This is a genomic window from Psychrobacter sp. 5A.1, from assembly GCF_030407455.1.
Lineage (GTDB): Bacteria > Pseudomonadota > Gammaproteobacteria > Pseudomonadales > Moraxellaceae > Psychrobacter.
This window is the reverse complement of record NZ_JASDDJ010000073.1, coordinates 286-14,616: the sequence shown is the minus strand read 5'-3', so window position 1 is coordinate 14,616 and position 14,331 is coordinate 286. Positions and strand designations below refer to the sequence as shown.

Annotated in this window: 19 protein-coding genes and 1 tRNA gene; 9 read left to right on the top strand and 11 right to left on the bottom strand. The window is 39.4% G+C overall.

Annotated elements, in window-relative coordinates; all coding sequences use genetic code 11:
* Window positions 1-473: 473 nt before the first annotated feature.
* Genes QL982_RS12815 through QL982_RS12805 form a run of 3 tightly spaced genes read left to right on the top strand, consistent with a single transcriptional unit; the run spans window position 474 to window position 2,160 of the window.
* Window positions 474-824, top strand: coding sequence for an IS630 transposase-related protein (locus QL982_RS12815; RefSeq protein ID WP_290190370.1), 351 nt, complete (start codon window positions 474-476; stop codon window positions 822-824).
* Window positions 751-1,323: an IS630 family transposase gene (locus QL982_RS12810; protein WP_356645780.1), complete on the top strand. Its 573-nt coding sequence runs from the start codon at window positions 751-753 to the stop codon at window positions 1,321-1,323. The genes QL982_RS12815 and QL982_RS12810 overlap by 74 nt, the downstream gene beginning before the upstream one ends.
* 21 nt (window positions 1,324-1,344) lie before the next feature.
* Window positions 1,345-2,160 (top strand): SIR2 family protein, encoded by an 816-nt coding sequence (locus QL982_RS12805; protein ID WP_356645783.1) that lies wholly within the window; start codon window positions 1,345-1,347, stop codon window positions 2,158-2,160.
* Window positions 2,161-2,349: 189 nt separating this feature from the next.
* On the opposite strand, the gene QL982_RS12800 is transcribed toward QL982_RS12805, so the two are convergent.
* The 7 genes from QL982_RS12800 to QL982_RS12770 form a co-directional block, all read right to left on the bottom strand.
* Window positions 2,350-3,084: a hypothetical protein gene (locus QL982_RS12800; protein WP_290163565.1), complete on the bottom strand. Its 735-nt coding sequence runs from the start codon at window positions 3,082-3,084 to the stop codon at window positions 2,350-2,352.
* Window positions 3,085-3,700: 616 nt separating this feature from the next.
* On the bottom strand, window positions 3,701-4,030 hold the full coding sequence (locus QL982_RS12795) for a CopG family transcriptional regulator (RefSeq protein WP_290163564.1): 330 nt from the start codon (window positions 4,028-4,030) through the stop codon (window positions 3,701-3,703).
* 189 nt (window positions 4,031-4,219) lie between these two features.
* Window positions 4,220-4,295: transfer RNA gene (locus QL982_RS12790), tRNA-Asn, on the bottom strand.
* A gap of 272 nt (window positions 4,296-4,567) precedes the next feature.
* Complete coding sequence (locus QL982_RS12785; RefSeq protein ID WP_290166084.1) at window positions 4,568-5,770, bottom strand: pyridoxal phosphate-dependent aminotransferase; 1,203 nt, start codon at window positions 5,768-5,770, stop codon at window positions 4,568-4,570.
* A gap of 90 nt (window positions 5,771-5,860) precedes the next feature.
* On the bottom strand, window positions 5,861-6,232 hold the full coding sequence (locus QL982_RS12780) for a hypothetical protein (RefSeq protein WP_290190368.1): 372 nt from the start codon (window positions 6,230-6,232) through the stop codon (window positions 5,861-5,863).
* 227 nt (window positions 6,233-6,459) lie between these two features.
* The gene (locus QL982_RS12775; protein WP_290166204.1) at window positions 6,460-6,816 is read right to left on the bottom strand and encodes a DMP12 family DNA mimic protein; all 357 of its coding nucleotides are present in this window, start codon (window positions 6,814-6,816) and stop codon (window positions 6,460-6,462) included.
* Complete coding sequence (locus QL982_RS12770; RefSeq protein WP_290190367.1) at window positions 6,816-7,907, bottom strand: PAAR domain-containing protein; 1,092 nt, start codon at window positions 7,905-7,907, stop codon at window positions 6,816-6,818. Before QL982_RS12770 ends, QL982_RS12775 begins: the two co-directional genes overlap by 1 nt.
* 76 nt (window positions 7,908-7,983) lie before the next feature.
* Here QL982_RS12770 and QL982_RS12765 point away from each other — a divergent pair, with 76 nt between their 5' ends.
* Together QL982_RS12765 and QL982_RS12760 are read left to right on the top strand one after the other, a co-directional pair.
* A complete protein-coding gene (locus QL982_RS12765; protein WP_173240575.1) occupies window positions 7,984-8,178 on the top strand; it encodes a hypothetical protein in 195 nt (64 codons plus the stop codon).
* Window positions 8,179-8,329: 151 nt separating this feature from the next.
* A complete protein-coding gene (locus tag QL982_RS12760) occupies window positions 8,330-8,707 on the top strand; it encodes a hypothetical protein (protein ID WP_290165492.1) in 378 nt (125 codons plus the stop codon).
* Between the two features lie 703 nt (window positions 8,708-9,410).
* Here the strand turns inward: QL982_RS12760 and QL982_RS12755 are convergent.
* From QL982_RS12755 to QL982_RS12740, 4 genes are all read right to left on the bottom strand, one after another.
* Complete coding sequence (locus QL982_RS12755) at window positions 9,411-9,614, bottom strand: hypothetical protein (RefSeq protein WP_290165494.1); 204 nt, start codon at window positions 9,612-9,614, stop codon at window positions 9,411-9,413.
* A gap of 21 nt (window positions 9,615-9,635) precedes the next feature.
* Complete coding sequence (locus QL982_RS12750) at window positions 9,636-9,968, bottom strand: hypothetical protein (RefSeq protein WP_290165496.1); 333 nt, start codon at window positions 9,966-9,968, stop codon at window positions 9,636-9,638.
* Between the two features lie 1,194 nt (window positions 9,969-11,162).
* Window positions 11,163-11,462: a hypothetical protein gene (locus tag QL982_RS12745; protein WP_290165498.1), complete on the bottom strand. Its 300-nt coding sequence runs from the start codon at window positions 11,460-11,462 to the stop codon at window positions 11,163-11,165.
* Window positions 11,452-11,715, bottom strand: a complete 264-nt coding sequence (locus tag QL982_RS12740; protein ID WP_290165500.1) for a hypothetical protein — start codon at window positions 11,713-11,715, stop codon at window positions 11,452-11,454. The genes QL982_RS12745 and QL982_RS12740 overlap by 11 nt, the downstream gene beginning before the upstream one ends.
* Window positions 11,716-11,915: 200 nt before the next feature.
* Here QL982_RS12740 and QL982_RS12735 point away from each other — a divergent pair, with 200 nt between their 5' ends.
* The 4 genes from QL982_RS12735 to QL982_RS12720 are packed head-to-tail and all read left to right on the top strand — an operon-like array spanning window position 11,916 to window position 14,025.
* Window positions 11,916-12,113, top strand: coding sequence for a hypothetical protein (locus QL982_RS12735; protein WP_290165503.1), 198 nt, complete (start codon window positions 11,916-11,918; stop codon window positions 12,111-12,113).
* Window positions 12,113-13,615, top strand: coding sequence for a MobA/MobL family protein (locus QL982_RS12730; protein ID WP_290165505.1), 1,503 nt, complete (start codon window positions 12,113-12,115; stop codon window positions 13,613-13,615). Before QL982_RS12735 ends, QL982_RS12730 begins: the two co-directional genes overlap by 1 nt.
* Before the next feature lie 16 nt (window positions 13,616-13,631).
* A complete protein-coding gene (locus QL982_RS12725) occupies window positions 13,632-13,829 on the top strand; it encodes a hypothetical protein (RefSeq protein ID WP_290165507.1) in 198 nt (65 codons plus the stop codon).
* A gap of 16 nt (window positions 13,830-13,845) precedes the next feature.
* Complete coding sequence (locus QL982_RS12720) at window positions 13,846-14,025, top strand: hypothetical protein (protein WP_290165509.1); 180 nt, start codon at window positions 13,846-13,848, stop codon at window positions 14,023-14,025.
* Window positions 14,026-14,331 lie beyond the last annotated feature (306 nt).

The window sequence follows — 14,331 nt, the reverse complement described above, 5'->3', positions numbered from 1 at the left end:
CAAGGCTGGATGGAGAATAATTTACCTAAACTGTTCTATGATATGGGTTGTACTAGTTTTATTGTGGATCGACTATAGTAAGTTAATACCCCGCTGGGTAGACTTGATCTATCTATATCAGGTTCAATTTCACTGTTATTGTCTTTGATACTACTTGTTGACGCACAACCAGCTAGAAGACAAGTTGCCACAATTAAACTTAGTGTTTTATTCATTAGTAGACCTCTTGCATAAGTCATCGCTATCCCTTGTGACTCCGTCACTGGAAGTCAATAAACTGGTAATTTTGCAAGAGGTCTAATTAACACCATTGGTATCACTAGCCTAAAACCGAAGGTTCAAGTCCTCACTAGGGGAGCGTATTTTTCGATGGTTCTAAACATGTTATTTTGGGTATGGCTAATTTTATATAGTCAAGCCTACTTAAAAGTGTTATAAACTAATTATCAAACTTAATTATTATTATAAAGACCATGACTTACTCATTAGATTTCCGTAAACAAGTTCTTAAAAGTATAGATGACGGTATGACCTTCGCTGAAGCCGCTATTTTCTATAATCTCAGCCCAACCACCATACAAAACTGGAAGAGACGTGTTCATAGCAAAACGACAAGGCAAACCAAACCCTATAAAATACCAGATGACGTGCTACTTAATGATGTCAAAGAACATCCTGATGATTACCAGTATGAGCGAGCACGTCGTTTAAACTGTAGTAAAACAGGCATTTATCATGCCTTAAAACGCCTTGGTATCAGTCAAAAAAAAGACCTTGGAACATCCAAAAGCGTGTCCGATAAAAAGAGCGATATATCAGAGTAAGCTTAATAGCTTTACGCAGCAAGGCTACCCCATTGTGTACATGGATGAAAGTGGCTTTGAGGCTGAAACTATTCGTCCTTATGGCTATGCACCGATAGGTAAACCCTGTATCGATAGTTACAATTGGCAAGCAAAAAAGCGTACCAATGTCATCGGTGCTCTCTATGAAAAAATGCTGTTTGCCCTGGATTATTTTGAGCACAACATTAACAGCAGTATATTCTACGATTGGTGCAAACAAACACTAATCCCAAGTCTTAAAACAAAATGCGTGATTGTCATGGATAATGCCAAGTTTCATAAAAATAAACGCATTCAAAAGCTATTGAACAGGCATGGTCATCGTATTCTTTGGCTGCCGCCGTACAGCCCAGACTTAAACCCTATCGAAAAGAAATGGGCACAGGTGAAGTTTCTGCGGCAAGGCTGGATGGAAAATGACTTATCTAAATTGTTTTATGATATTTGTCCTAGCCATAACAGTTTTATTTTGAACTGACTATATACATCTTATGGCGAGATATTAAAAATACATGGTTGTTATGAAGATAGTAGTAGTATCGTATTGACACATGAAGATTACGAATATTTTAATGAAAAGAAAAAATATTTAAGCTCGAAGTTATTAACCTATTTTGCAGAGCATCCTTTATTTTTCTTAGGTTACAGCCTTAATGACCAAAATATTATAAACATATTGTCTGATATAGATGAAATATTAGCTTCTAAAGGCGAGCTAGTGCCAAATATCTACATGGTCATTTTTGACAGTAATTTTGATGATAGTCACAATTATTCAAAAGAGAAGCTTATTGCTCTTAACGAAAATAAGAATATTCGAATCAAAGTGATTTATGCAAATGAGTACAACTGGGTTTATGATGCAATAGCGCAGTTGTCTCCCAAAATTACTGTAAGTCCTAAAATATTAAGATCGCTTCTCAGCAGAACTTACAAAATGGTAACTTCTGATATACCGAAAAGAGAATTAGATTTCAATTTTAAAATATTATCGGAAGTATCCAATGATGATTCTAAATTGCTAACGTTATTTGGTTTAGGAACTCTTGATAATGGTCAGCACATCAATGCTAGCTTCTGCTATACGATGACACAACTTGCTGAAAAATTAGGGTATGAACGTTGGCATCCTGTACATGCATTGATGACAAAAATACGTGAAGAAAAAGGTGTGGATATTAAAAACTCAGATAACAAGTATCACTTAAGAATAAATTCAGGAGAAAATAGTGTCTTTAGAAAATACTCTCAAGAAGCCTTCCATTTATTAGATAAGGTGAAAAACAACTTACCTTATGAACTAGACATGAGTTAGTTTTTTTCAATTATTAAGACCTAGTATATTTTCTGCTGAGTTCAAAGGTAATTTCTAATGTATAGTATAACTACTTTATAAAAAAAGCCCCAATCACTAATGATTGGGGCTTTTTTTACGTTCTTTTCCAATGGTTTTTTTAATGACATTGCAATGAACTAACTTGTAATTAATTTCCAATGACATCCTTTATTTCATTAGCGACTCGTCAAACTCCACTGTTTGTCCATCCTCTAACGTTAAAACACCTTCGCTAATCATAATAGTCATGTCCTTGGTGTTTTTTATGGCACGCATAACGTTGATGTCTTCTATGCTACTCTCAATGATGATTTTGCCAGACTGCTCTGGTTGAATGGGCGGATCAAACGGTGTCGAGGGCACGTTGAATCTTTTGCCTTTCGTCAGCTGCGCATCTTGCATGATTAGCGTCCCTTTAAAGCTTTGAATAGCGACCTGACCGTGGTTCGATAGCATGAACTGTAGTTTTACTTGGTTTAAGCTATCGTCGTCGCTGGTCTTGACTGGCAGTAGGGCGATAGGGTAATTCTGTGCATTAGCGGTTGCTGCTTGCTGACCCTTGACGATAGGGCTTTTCTTACCCGTAGGATTGTTTGGATGTAAGCGCTCGTATTCACGCTGCTGTATGAGGGCTTGTTTGATAGTGGTACGTGGCATCGCGCCTGACTCATAAGCGCCGCTCAGCTTCATTCGCAACATATAGCGGCTAAGGACTTGCTGATCAGCCTTGGGTAGCTGCTCAAAGGTAGTACCGAGCTTTTTTTGCCACTGGTCAGAGTTGGTCGGTATTGTTTTTTTGTTTGGATCGGTTTGTGGCTGTGAGCACGCAGAAACGACTGGCAGCACTGCCAAAGCAACCGCTAGCAACAACGCTTTGTCTAAACGCTGATATAAACCCACCATCGTATACCCCCTTGTAAATCCCTATGATGTTGAAATTTTATAAATAGTCGCGACTCTATTTTTAATATACCTCGTTTAATGATTCGTTGTGTTTAATTATGGCTAACGACGGCAGACAACTTGATGTAATGCCAAAAAAGGCAAGTGCTTTGAATTAAGAAAGAGACGGGCATAAAGAAAGAGACGTGAATTAAAAAAAAGGGTTAAAAATATCAGTCATGCTTTTAGGTCTGTTGAACATTCAAATATTAGGGCTGCTGATTGCTAAAATTGCACCAAATTAGGCGCAAGCCGACGATAATGTCGAGACCTTAACTAGGATTGCAACAACGTTTGGGGTGATTTTAGCATCAGCCTTTCAGGGCAGTACTATTTTCTGCCAATATATGGCGAAATTGTTTAACCTAGAATGACTAGGCGTCAAAAATTTCACTGCATATTGTCTAAAAAATAGTGACTGCCAGCACCACATTTGAATGTTCAACAGACCCTAACCTTTATGACAGCCACAAAAAAAGACCCAGTTCGCTTTAGCAAATTGGGTCTTTTTGATTCTTATAGCACTGAATAATGAGCTTTGGCTGTACTATTTCAATGCTATTTAGCAGCGAGACTATTAGTCGTTGTCTTGTAGTTCAGACAAAGGATGCGTGATGTTGTTGTTATGAGTCACTACAATCGCTTCATCGATAATATGCTGGCTAACGCCGCGCTTACGTAACGTCTCGATGAAGACTTCATCATGGGCTAGCGTATAGTCCTGATGGTCACGATCAAGGCCTTGACGAATATAGAGGCGAATAAGTCCTTGAATGCGTTTAAAGCCCAAGTCTGAAGACGTTGTTTCTAATAAGGCAATCATCTCTTCAGACAAACGAATACTGATCGGTCGCATGATTTTTTGCGGATGATCAGAAAATTTATTTTTTATACGTACAGGTATCATAATAAACCATTACTTTTAGTGAATAGAAGCAGAGCACCCAAACAAAAACGAATCCAATCAAACTAGCCTTACCATACAACAAAACGGTCTAAAAGAACACCACCGCCTTGCTAATATTATTGGACGTAAATATAAAAGTGATAACAATAAAAAAACCTTCATCAAATTATGATGAAGGTTTTTAGTATATGGCTCTCCAACCTGGGCTCGAACCAGGGACACACGGATTAACAGTCCGTTGCTCTACCAACTGAGCTATTGGAGAATAGGTTGTAAGTGTTTAATCGCTTACAACGAGCCTTAGAAGTCTCTAACGAGTTCTTGCTAAGTGGGGCGTATTCTAGCAAAGATAAAAAATACGTCAAGCTTTTTTTTGCATAATTCGCAAAAATTGTCATTTTAATGATGAGATAGAGGGTTTTTCCTAAAAACGCCTAAGATTTTCACAAAAAAGATGCCCTATAGCGTATATAGGGCATCTTTTTTTATAAGAGCAATGATAAGACTAATGGTTCATTACGATTGGCCCATTATTATTTATTCAGCAACGTCTAAGTCAGCCACCGCTTTTTCGATACGTGCTAGCGCATCTTTCAATGTGGCTTCATCAGTGGCATAAGAGATACGCATGTAACCGCCAAGGCCGAAGGCATCACCAGGGACGACTGCCACGCCAACCTTGTCTAACAACCATGCTGAGAACTCTGTGCATGACGACAGCCCAGCCGCTTTGATGAGCGGTACGATATTTGGATATACATAGAATGCGCCATCAGGACGCAGGCAAGTAATACCTTTAATGGCATTTAGACCATTCACGACCAAATCACAGCGCTTCTCGAATGCCGCTACCATTGGTTCTAGTACGCTTTGGTCGCCACTGATAGCCGCTTCGGCAGCGACTTGGCTGATAGAAGCTGGGCATGAGGTAGATTGTGATTGCACCTTTTTCATGGCCCCGATTAGTTTGGCAGGGCCGCCAGCATAACCAATGCGCCAGCCTGTCATTGCATACGCTTTCGAGACACCGTTTAAGATGATGGCGCGCTCTTTCAGCTCAGATGCAGCATTCAAAATATTGTAGAACTTATCACCTGTCCAGCGGATATGTTCATACATATCATCTGAGGCCACATAGACTTGTGGATGTTTTTTCAAGACTTCAGCGATGGCTTTTAGCTCGTCTAACGTATAAATCATACCCGTTGGGTTAGATGGGCTATTCAGTACCAACATTTTGGTTTTATCAGTGATGGCTGATTCTAACTGGTCGGCAGTAATTTTGAAGTCTTGCTCTGCAGGACACTTAACAATGACAGGTACGCCTTCTGCGATGATGACCATATCAGGGTAGCTGACCCAGTAAGGTGCAGGGATGATAACTTCGTCACCTGGATTAATAAAGGCTTGGGCAAGGTTAAAGAATGATTGCTTACCACCGGCCGATACTAGGATTTCGTTTGGCTCATAGCTGATGTCATTGTCACGCTTAAATTTTTCAATAATGGCTTTTTTTAGCTCTGGCGTGCCATCAACAGCAGTGTACTTGGTAAAGCCATTATTAATGGCGTCAATCGCTGCTTTTTTGATGTGCTCTGGTGTATCAAAGTCAGGTTCGCCAGCGCCTAAGCCGATAATATCTTTGCCCGCAGCTTTCATCTCTTTGGCTTTATTGGTAATGGCCATAGTCGGTGACGGTTTGATGTTGTTGACGCGGTTAGACAATTGTATCTCGCTCATGAGGTATCCTTTTTGTATTAGAGTAGAGTGGGTGAACAGCTGATATTGATTGTATAACGTGCTCCATGCAACCAGTACATGATATTAACTCTAGTTTATCCAGCTCAAACATTTATCTCCGTTTCTAATGAGATAAGCTTTAATTTGAAAATTATAATATTTAGCGTATAAATCCGCTGAAGTATTGAATTGATGCTGCTTATAATTTTCATATCCATGTGTAGCTCCTATTATTGGAACAATATTTTCATCGCTAACGCACCCTCGCTTTATTTCGGGAGTGTAGGGACCACCACTGTAAGTGGCATAAACGTGTAAATCACCCTTCGAAATTGCTTTCAGAGCATCAGCTGTAGGATCCGCACTGTATAGATAATCCAAACTGAAAGGTTGTTCTACTTCACTGCTACAAGCCGCTGCTAAGCAAAAAAACAAAAGTGGTATAAGTGATCTAATTACCAAAACCTCCTCCATGTTCTTTGTTTGGATGACAGGCAATAGAGTTTTTATATAATTGTCTCATAATAGTATTTTGATGGACTATTGATAGATGATTATAGAAAAGTTTACCGTGAGTGCTATAGTTTTTTATATGTCCAAGTTCATGTGCAAGAACCTCTGTTAAGTTAGGTCTATAAAAACCTTTACCATCCGCACGTACAAAGTAAGGATCTGATATCTAGGCTTACTTATCCAAAATTCATTATCACAGCTTTTTCATGTAGCATTGCATAGTCCAAAATCTCAATTATTTTCATGATATTACTATCCTTTAATGCAACCTCTTTTACTATAGCGTTGCGTATGTTTTGGATTTCTTCATCAAAAATAACATTACTATCAGACGGTCCTATCATGTAGTCTGTATGTTCTGACATTAAATCCCATAGACCTACTTCATGATAATAATCTAATTGTTCTTGAGTAAGAGATAAAACAGTAGCAGCTTCTGAATGATCATATCCCCATTGCAACATTTCACTATAATCATCTATATTAATGTCGGCAGGTAAGCAAAAAAAGCAGTATTCAGGTGTTTTCTTCATTAGTCTGTGTTCCTTATATGTATTTGTTGTTGCATAGCGTCTTTAGCTTCTTTCCCCTTAAGGCCTCTAGTAGATGGAGGTTTGCCATCTGGTAAAATATTCTGTCTACGTGTCTTATCATATATTTTATAGTAATTGTGTTCATTGTCTTTGGTGATTGTATAGCGGCTATCGCTACTCGTGTATCTCGTTTTTACACCGTCCTTACTAAGAACACCTTTTGCATTTGGTGTGAATTTTTCATGACTATCTTTTAAACTTCCTTTCGACCAGTTCGGACTGAATTTTAGATAATTATCAGCTCTATTTTGCTTATTTTTAGCAATTCTTTGTGCAGCTTTTTCTATAGCGGCAGTTCTTTGAGCCTGTGCAGCTTTAGTCGCCTGACCAACTTTAATCGCTGAATTAGCTGCTGTGCTACCTGTTAAGGTTCCTGCTGCCATTCCAGCTACTTGGCCTACTTTTGTACTTGCCTTGTTAGGATCTGGCGCACCTAAAAGAACATCTGATAATCCAAACGTCCACATTTGGTTAAATCCAGCGGCGGTATTTCCAACTGCATCTATTTTATCCTTTGATATCCCCGAAAAGTCACTAATATCTTGATTAGAGGGGCCAAAACTAGGAAGAATGCCGCCATCAGCATTTGCTACCAAACCATTTTCTAAACCGTCTGCGACAGCATCTTCACGCCAAGAGTCTAACTCCTCATCAGACATTTCATCTTCAGAATCTTTATCGTCAGAAGCTGCAAGGCTTGCAAACAAACTTTCTGGATCAGATTTAGGAAACTGTATAGGCGCTGGTTGCTCAACGCCCATCACTTCAAAACCAGATTCACAGAACGACTGCTGAACCGCAATGAGCTTAGCACCGCAGCTGGTTACATCTCCTGCGCGAGCAACGGGTGCACCATCGACAATAAACGAGGCATCCCCTGTCAAAATAGTCGTCAGTTTTTTACACTTCTTACAAACGACTTTATCGCCTTTACGCGATATGGGAATACCGTTGTGAGTCGTGTGTGGTGAGCCACTAATCACCTTACCGCCATGAGTTGTCGTCGCGCCTACGGTGATATAAGCTGCCATAGTATCGTCCTAAATATACCTAAGACATAAATTCTAACATGATAAATGGACATAAGTTTATAAAGCGAGGTGATTGATGAGATATGTATTAGCAACCACAGAGAGAGTTTTTAGATGGTATGTATTCGACCCTAAAACGGTGAGTAGTACCACTTATTCACTGAGTGAGGTGCTAGATTTGAACATAGTGCCAATAGCAGGTGACAAAGCAACTGCTAAGTTGTGGGCGCAAGAAATGGGGCTAAAAACGTGGCGTTATGTGAGACTGTAGACCGTAGCAAAAATAAGTCCAAAACATGCACGTTTAGCACGACATAGAGTGTCATTGTTCGCATAAAGGTACATTATGGTAAATGGAAATAGACCGGTTTTTGACCGCTGAATTAACGAAGAAAAAGCCCTTCATGCTTAGAAAGTAAAATATGAAAAACGTCTTCACAACGTTGTTATTAGCATTATTAATTACAGCTTGCAGCTCAGATAAAGTTGAACAAGTAGAGGTTGAAACGGAGCAAGTGACTGTTAATGAGTTTACAGACGATCAAAGACAAGAAATCACCGACTACTTTTTGAGTGATGAAGAGCCTACTGTGCTAGATGCAACATGGACTGCTGATAAGATATTCAAAATTGGCGTAAGAGATGATGGTAGCCGTCGTGATGGGTTTGCTGAATACGCTTGTATTGAGATAAACGACCAGTTTGACGCTAAAGAGCAAGGCGTTTGGGTTCAGGTAATCGACTATGACAAACTTATGAAAACCAAAGAGTGGGTTAAACTTGGTGAGGCTCATTGCTGAAATAAGCTAAAAATCTCGCCAAACTAAAAAGACCTTCAGAAATCCTGAAGGTCTTTTTTTGTCTGAAAAATATTAGTTCGGTTTAGTGTTACACGTATAAGGGGAAGCAGATTGGAACCCCCTTCCAGACGCCTGAAATTAAGCATTCATAATAGTTGTAAGGATATCAGAGCAGTTTTATATAGAGCTGTAAGCTGTTTTAGTAACATCTGAAGTATTAATAACAAAAGATACGGTGGATAGCGCATATACACCTGAATTGATGATTCAGAGCTTACAGCAGATTTTGATAATGCCTTACCTGAACCACATCATCTAATCATTTCATGCCTAATGGAATAATCTTAACACGAGATGGGGAACGGCTCTAAAAACTACATTCAACGTCTTGTTGAGCTCTCACACAACTTAAATTATGAAAGGATTTGCACATGAAAAAGCTAGAAATATTATCTTTGATTTTAGATATTTTTTCCACGATAGTGGAGATCATAATGCTGATAGATATAACACCATTCTTATAGATAAGCTCCTTGTATCAGCTGATACAAGGAGCTTATGAGAGTGCTAAGGGGCATGTTTAGCAAGCATAGTAAGCATCATGATTATGTAGTTGAGCACTAACTCTCGATCTGAGATTTAAAAAAGCCATCTCAATTAAAGATGGCTAATAAATTACATGCGTTACTACGCAAACAAACTGTTATCCAAAACCATCTGACCAACAAACTTTATTAACTTCGTATTCATCTATTACAAAATCCTCGGGATAGTCTTTGAAACCTGACTTATCACTAAGGAACTCAATAGCTTTTTCCGCCTCTTCTTTAGAGTCATAAACACCTAAAAGTTTCATGCGCTCTGTTAAGCCTTCAGCAGCGTGTTCAAGAACATAAATTGTTGTCATAAAAAACCTCTCTTAAAATGATTATTTAAAAGCTCTGTCACCATATTTTTGTATGCGATTAAACTCGGTAGCAGCGCCTTTCTGATAATTATCAGTGTTGTAATGTAATCGAATAGCTCTATCGGCAAAGGTCTTTCCATCTTCGTTTGGGTTTTTACAAGGCTTATATCCACCATTCTTCACCCAACTAGGAGCATCACTTGCGGCTTCCTTACCTGTTTTAGAAGTATCACGTACCTTGTATACAGAGCATTTTGGAAAAACCTTCGTATTAGGACCATTAGCTGCATTAGCAACAGGAACTAGTGAAGCACTTAGGAAAGTAGCCAAAATAGCAGAAACTATTATTTTCATATCGATCCTTCTAATAAGTAATTATTCTAATTTGAAAGCTAATAATTACCGATTAACGTCTACTCTTATATAACATTTAAGTAAGTATTGTTACCAAAATATTTTCTATATTATTTTTATAATATGCATACATATTAAGTACTCAGATACTAATATATTAAAATAATAGCTAATCTTTTGGGGAATAAAATTTTGTTTAAGCTATACTTAACAACGGACATTAGCCCATTATTAAAATAACCTTAATTACACCCAAAAAAATAAACGCCCCTATTACTTGACGTAGTAGGGGCGTTTATCGTTTAATGTTCGTTAATGGTTACAGAAGTTGGGGAACGACTGTAACGACCAAATAAGCATCCAAACTGCGTTATTTGACCAGCAATTAAGCCCATTAGGGCATATTTTAAGCCAAATCTAGGCTAAATTGCAATCAAATTACCTCTTTTAGCTACTATAAAACCCAGTTCTTACAAAACAAAACCGTGGTTTTACAATTTATTTGATCGTTACTTTCCACTAATCAACGCCTTGTAACTGTTCCCTAGCAATGGGTGGCAGGCATCAGTGACGACTGCATTGCGTGGGTGACAGTAAGCTCCTGACAGGGGGAACTAGACATATTGAGCAACGCAATGAGTGGTTATATTGTCTTTCGAAGCGGTACATTGGGTGTAAGCCCTTGCTAGCATTAGAGAGCGTATAGCGGTTAAGAGCGTGTCTAGGCGGTGCTATCAGCCGTAATCTTAACAGGGTCAGCTTGATACAGTGATGACCTCCTGATGAGTGTCCCAAGTCGTGCCGAGGGCATGATTAAGCATCGTCAAGGTAACAACACTAAAGGATTTGCAGTTTTTCAACTGCGAGTCCTTTAGGGTGAGTGTTCCCTGATTTCAGAACCCAGCCGAACCAAGAGCATGACAACAAGTGAGGCTTGGTCAAGTGTTATATAGCCCCCTAGGCTATATAACACAAGAGATTGAAGAAAAATTTACTTTAAATGACTAATAAAAAAAAAGAAAAAATCAAAAAAAACAGTCAATCAGCAGATTGACTGTCGAGATCGTTGATTAAAAACCTAATGTGACAAGAACATATTAGTCTAAACCCTTGAAAATAAAGGGCTACAGCTTAAAAATTAGCCAACTAAAACAAATTATATTTGAACGAAAACATCAAAAATATCTGTTTTACTTAGTATTCATCTGATGACCAGTAAATCGCTGATAGAGTGAATTGATCTGTCTCCGCATTTTTTATGTACGCCAAGCCTTTATTTTGAAGGTCTGCATGAAAGTCATTCATGGCATTCCCCCAAATTTCAGCATAGTCATTGGCCAGTTGGATCAATTCATCGCTAGTGAAGTTACCTTGATAGTCCACTTCACCAGCAGATTTATAAGATTCCATTCTATCGTCACGTTCGCTAATCCATTCTGGAATTCTTATTCTGTCGTTATGTCCATTGGTCGAAATAAAATAATCATAAGCCATGATTAAAACCTCTCTCAAAATCGCTTCTTAATTCTGTGGTAACGTCCTCTAGGCGGTCTAAATCTGTTTTGCGTGTGATGTTGCCTTCAATCCATTTGAGTAGCTGTTCTGCGATCTGTGGGTCTTCCTTAGCGAGTGATAACATCATGCCACCAATGATGACTTTTTGACCTGTCTCTAATTTTCTTTGTTTCGTTTTTAGTCGGTTCAGCTCGTCTTGTTTACGGGCGATCTTCTGTTCTATCGTTGGCATAATCTTACCTAAATATATCAATGTTTATGTTAGTATAACAGTGAATTGGAGTGCTTTCACTTATCTGTCTTTTTAGATAAGTGCGCATTTACGACTTGTCAAAACTCTTACACTTCGTTTCATGGTTTTGACAAGTCGTAAATGCGTCCTGCGGAGCAAAAGCAAAAACAGCTAAAGACAAAAAATAAGGAATAACAATAATGAGTCTATTTGAAGCATCAAGTTTTGACAAGTACAAGGAGCTTGCAACCAGTGAACCGATCACGGTTGATCTAACCGCAGACCAACAAGCGGTCATATTAAAGACGCATGACTACGGTTTAAATGCCCTCACCGAGATTGAAGAACGGCTGTTATTAGGCATTATGTTCACTCTAAAAAATGAGATACATCCCTAATGGCAATCTATCACGCCACCACCAAGCCGATCAGTCGTAGCAGTGGCAGAAGTGCCACGGCATCGGCTGCTTATCGTGCTGGTACTGAAATCAAGGACGAGCGAACAGGGCTTACCCATGATTATAGTAAGCGTGGTGGCGTACTTCTTGCCACTGTTTTTGATAAAGACGATAACGAAATTGATAGAAGCGAGCTGTGGAATTTAGCGGAACAAGCCGAGAAGCGAAAAGATGCTAGAACGGCTAGAGAGTGGATAGTTGCCATTCCTAGTGAATTGATGCCCGAGTACCCAGAACAATTAAGCGATGATGAAAGACGAAGTACTGAGTTACTGACTGATTACCAATTACGAAAAGAGTTTGCGGAGCATAACGCAAAAGATTTTTCAGGAACTCAAACCGCTTTAGATTTTGGAAAAATGTTATCTAAAAAATATGGCGTTGCGGTTGACGTAGCCATTCATGCTCCCGATGAAGAAGGCAGTAATAAAAATTATCATGCTCACATTATGACCACGACAAGAGAAGTCAGCTTGTCAGCTGATGGTCAAGTTGAGTTTGGCGACAAAGCGACCATCGAGCTATCAAATACTAAACGTAAGACGCTAGGGCTAGGCGCAACAAGCATCGAGATAAAAGAGCTTAGGGCAGAATGGGCGAAGATAGCCAACCAAGCCCTAGAGCATAACGGCTTTAATGAACGCATCGACCACCGCAGCTATGCCGAACGTGGCATCGAGCAGCTACCTACGCAAAAACTAGGGTGGAAAGCGTCAGCAATGGAGCGCAGAGGACTGGAAACAGACAGGGGCGACATTAACCGAGCTATCAACGCCGGTAATCTAAAAATAAAGGGTTTAGCGCTAGAAATTCGCATCGATACCAACAAGAGGGAAGAACAAAAACAAGCCTTAGAGTTTCAGCAAGGCATGGACGCACTCAGAGCCAAGCAACAAGCAGCCAAAGCCTTACAAGCTACCAACACCCCACCGCCACCGCCAAAGCCGCAAATAGAGCCAAATACAGCCCAAGAGATAGACCGTAAGCGCCAACTGCTACAGGATTTTGACAAGGGGATAACTGGCAAGGCTGAAGAGATGCACAAGCATGAGCTGAAGGAGCTAAGGGAGAAAGCTAAGCCAATGCTGCAAGAAATTAATAAATTAAGAGATAATAAACCCCTGAATCCCTTTAAAACAAAAGCATGGCAGCAGGATTTGGATAAGAATTTAGAGCAATATAACAAGCTCAAAACAGCACATGACACCAAACAGGAAAAAGGAATTACCCCAGAGTATAAAGAAATAGCTAGATCGCTTTACTACAAAGCTTTCCCTGATAAATATAACCAGTTACGCGACATACAAAAAGACGTTAACTCATACGACCAACAGCAAGAACAGCAAGAGCTACAGCAACGGCAAGCCGAGTTAGCACAAAGACGGCAAGATAGAGAGGTGAAGCAAGCCGATAGGGGCAATGATAGGGATATTGATTACTAACACAGGACACACGACTATGAGCGAGAAAAACGAGCCAAGCAAATTGACGCAGGACTGGATAGACCAATCGGCACTGAACGCCATTCAAATGAGCGAGGACGAGGACTTCAGACAGCTAGTAGCGTCAAGAGCAACCAACTGGGGCAAGGGCATACAAAAGCGAGTGGAGCAGAAAATAAGACGCTCACAAGCGCCACACTTAGAAATCAAGTAACTAAGAGAGGTTCAAAATGTCTATTTCAGACTCTATCAAAAACGTCCAAGAATATGGTAACGACCCTAAAAACGGCTACATGGACGATGCTTTTTTAGATATTGTTAAGCAGAGACAGCGACTAGGTAAGGCTTTGACCCAAGAAGAACAAGCGTTTTTAGACAATCACAAAAACCACGAGGATGACCAACTATGACGGATTGACGGTTGGGCTAACGCCCTGCGGTTGTTGGATCAGAAGTTAGCCAGGACAGGCAAAAAAGACTGCCTGATCTTGGCTAACTTCTGACCTGAAATTATTGCTAATATGAGCTCTTTTAACATGACAAAGATTGTCATTATTCCTATAGAGTGATTATGTTTGATGAGTGTATCAGCAAGCGTTTAATCTAAATTGATCCTAGTCTGTCCAGCTCAAACATTTATCTCCGTTTCTAATGAGATAAGCTTTAATTTGAAAATTATAATATTTAGCGTATAAATCCGCTGAAGTATTGAATTG

Excerpts from the sequence above, each read along its gene's own strand:
- QL982_RS12815 (WP_290190370.1), top strand. The coding sequence starts at position 474 with ATGACTTACTCATTAGATTTCCGTAAACAAGTTCTTAAAAGTATAGAT.
- QL982_RS12800 (WP_290163565.1), bottom strand. The coding sequence starts at position 3,084 with ATGGTGGGTTTATATCAGCGTTTAGACAAAGCGTTGTTGCTAGCGGTT.
- QL982_RS12795 (WP_290163564.1), bottom strand. The coding sequence starts at position 4,030 with ATGATACCTGTACGTATAAAAAATAAATTTTCTGATCATCCGCAAAAA.
- QL982_RS12785 (WP_290166084.1), bottom strand. The coding sequence starts at position 5,770 with ATGAGCGAGATACAATTGTCTAACCGCGTCAACAACATCAAACCGTCA.
- QL982_RS12775 (WP_290166204.1), bottom strand. The coding sequence starts at position 6,816 with ATGAAGAAAACACCTGAATACTGCTTTTTTTGCTTACCTGCCGACATT.
- QL982_RS12770 (WP_290190367.1), bottom strand. The coding sequence starts at position 7,907 with ATGGCAGCTTATATCACCGTAGGCGCGACGACAACTCATGGCGGTAAG.
- QL982_RS12765 (WP_173240575.1), top strand. The coding sequence starts at position 7,984 with ATGAGATATGTATTAGCAACCACAGAGAGAGTTTTTAGATGGTATGTA.
- QL982_RS12760 (WP_290165492.1), top strand. The coding sequence starts at position 8,330 with ATGAAAAACGTCTTCACAACGTTGTTATTAGCATTATTAATTACAGCT.
- QL982_RS12755 (WP_290165494.1), bottom strand. The coding sequence starts at position 9,614 with ATGACAACAATTTATGTTCTTGAACACGCTGCTGAAGGCTTAACAGAG.
- QL982_RS12750 (WP_290165496.1), bottom strand. The coding sequence starts at position 9,968 with ATGAAAATAATAGTTTCTGCTATTTTGGCTACTTTCCTAAGTGCTTCA.
- QL982_RS12745 (WP_290165498.1), bottom strand. The coding sequence starts at position 11,462 with ATGGCTTATGATTATTTTATTTCGACCAATGGACATAACGACAGAATA.
- QL982_RS12740 (WP_290165500.1), bottom strand. The coding sequence starts at position 11,715 with ATGCCAACGATAGAACAGAAGATCGCCCGTAAACAAGACGAGCTGAAC.
- QL982_RS12735 (WP_290165503.1), top strand. The coding sequence starts at position 11,916 with ATGAGTCTATTTGAAGCATCAAGTTTTGACAAGTACAAGGAGCTTGCA.
- QL982_RS12730 (WP_290165505.1), top strand. The coding sequence starts at position 12,113 with ATGGCAATCTATCACGCCACCACCAAGCCGATCAGTCGTAGCAGTGGC.
- QL982_RS12725 (WP_290165507.1), top strand. The coding sequence starts at position 13,632 with ATGAGCGAGAAAAACGAGCCAAGCAAATTGACGCAGGACTGGATAGAC.
- QL982_RS12720 (WP_290165509.1), top strand. The coding sequence starts at position 13,846 with ATGTCTATTTCAGACTCTATCAAAAACGTCCAAGAATATGGTAACGAC.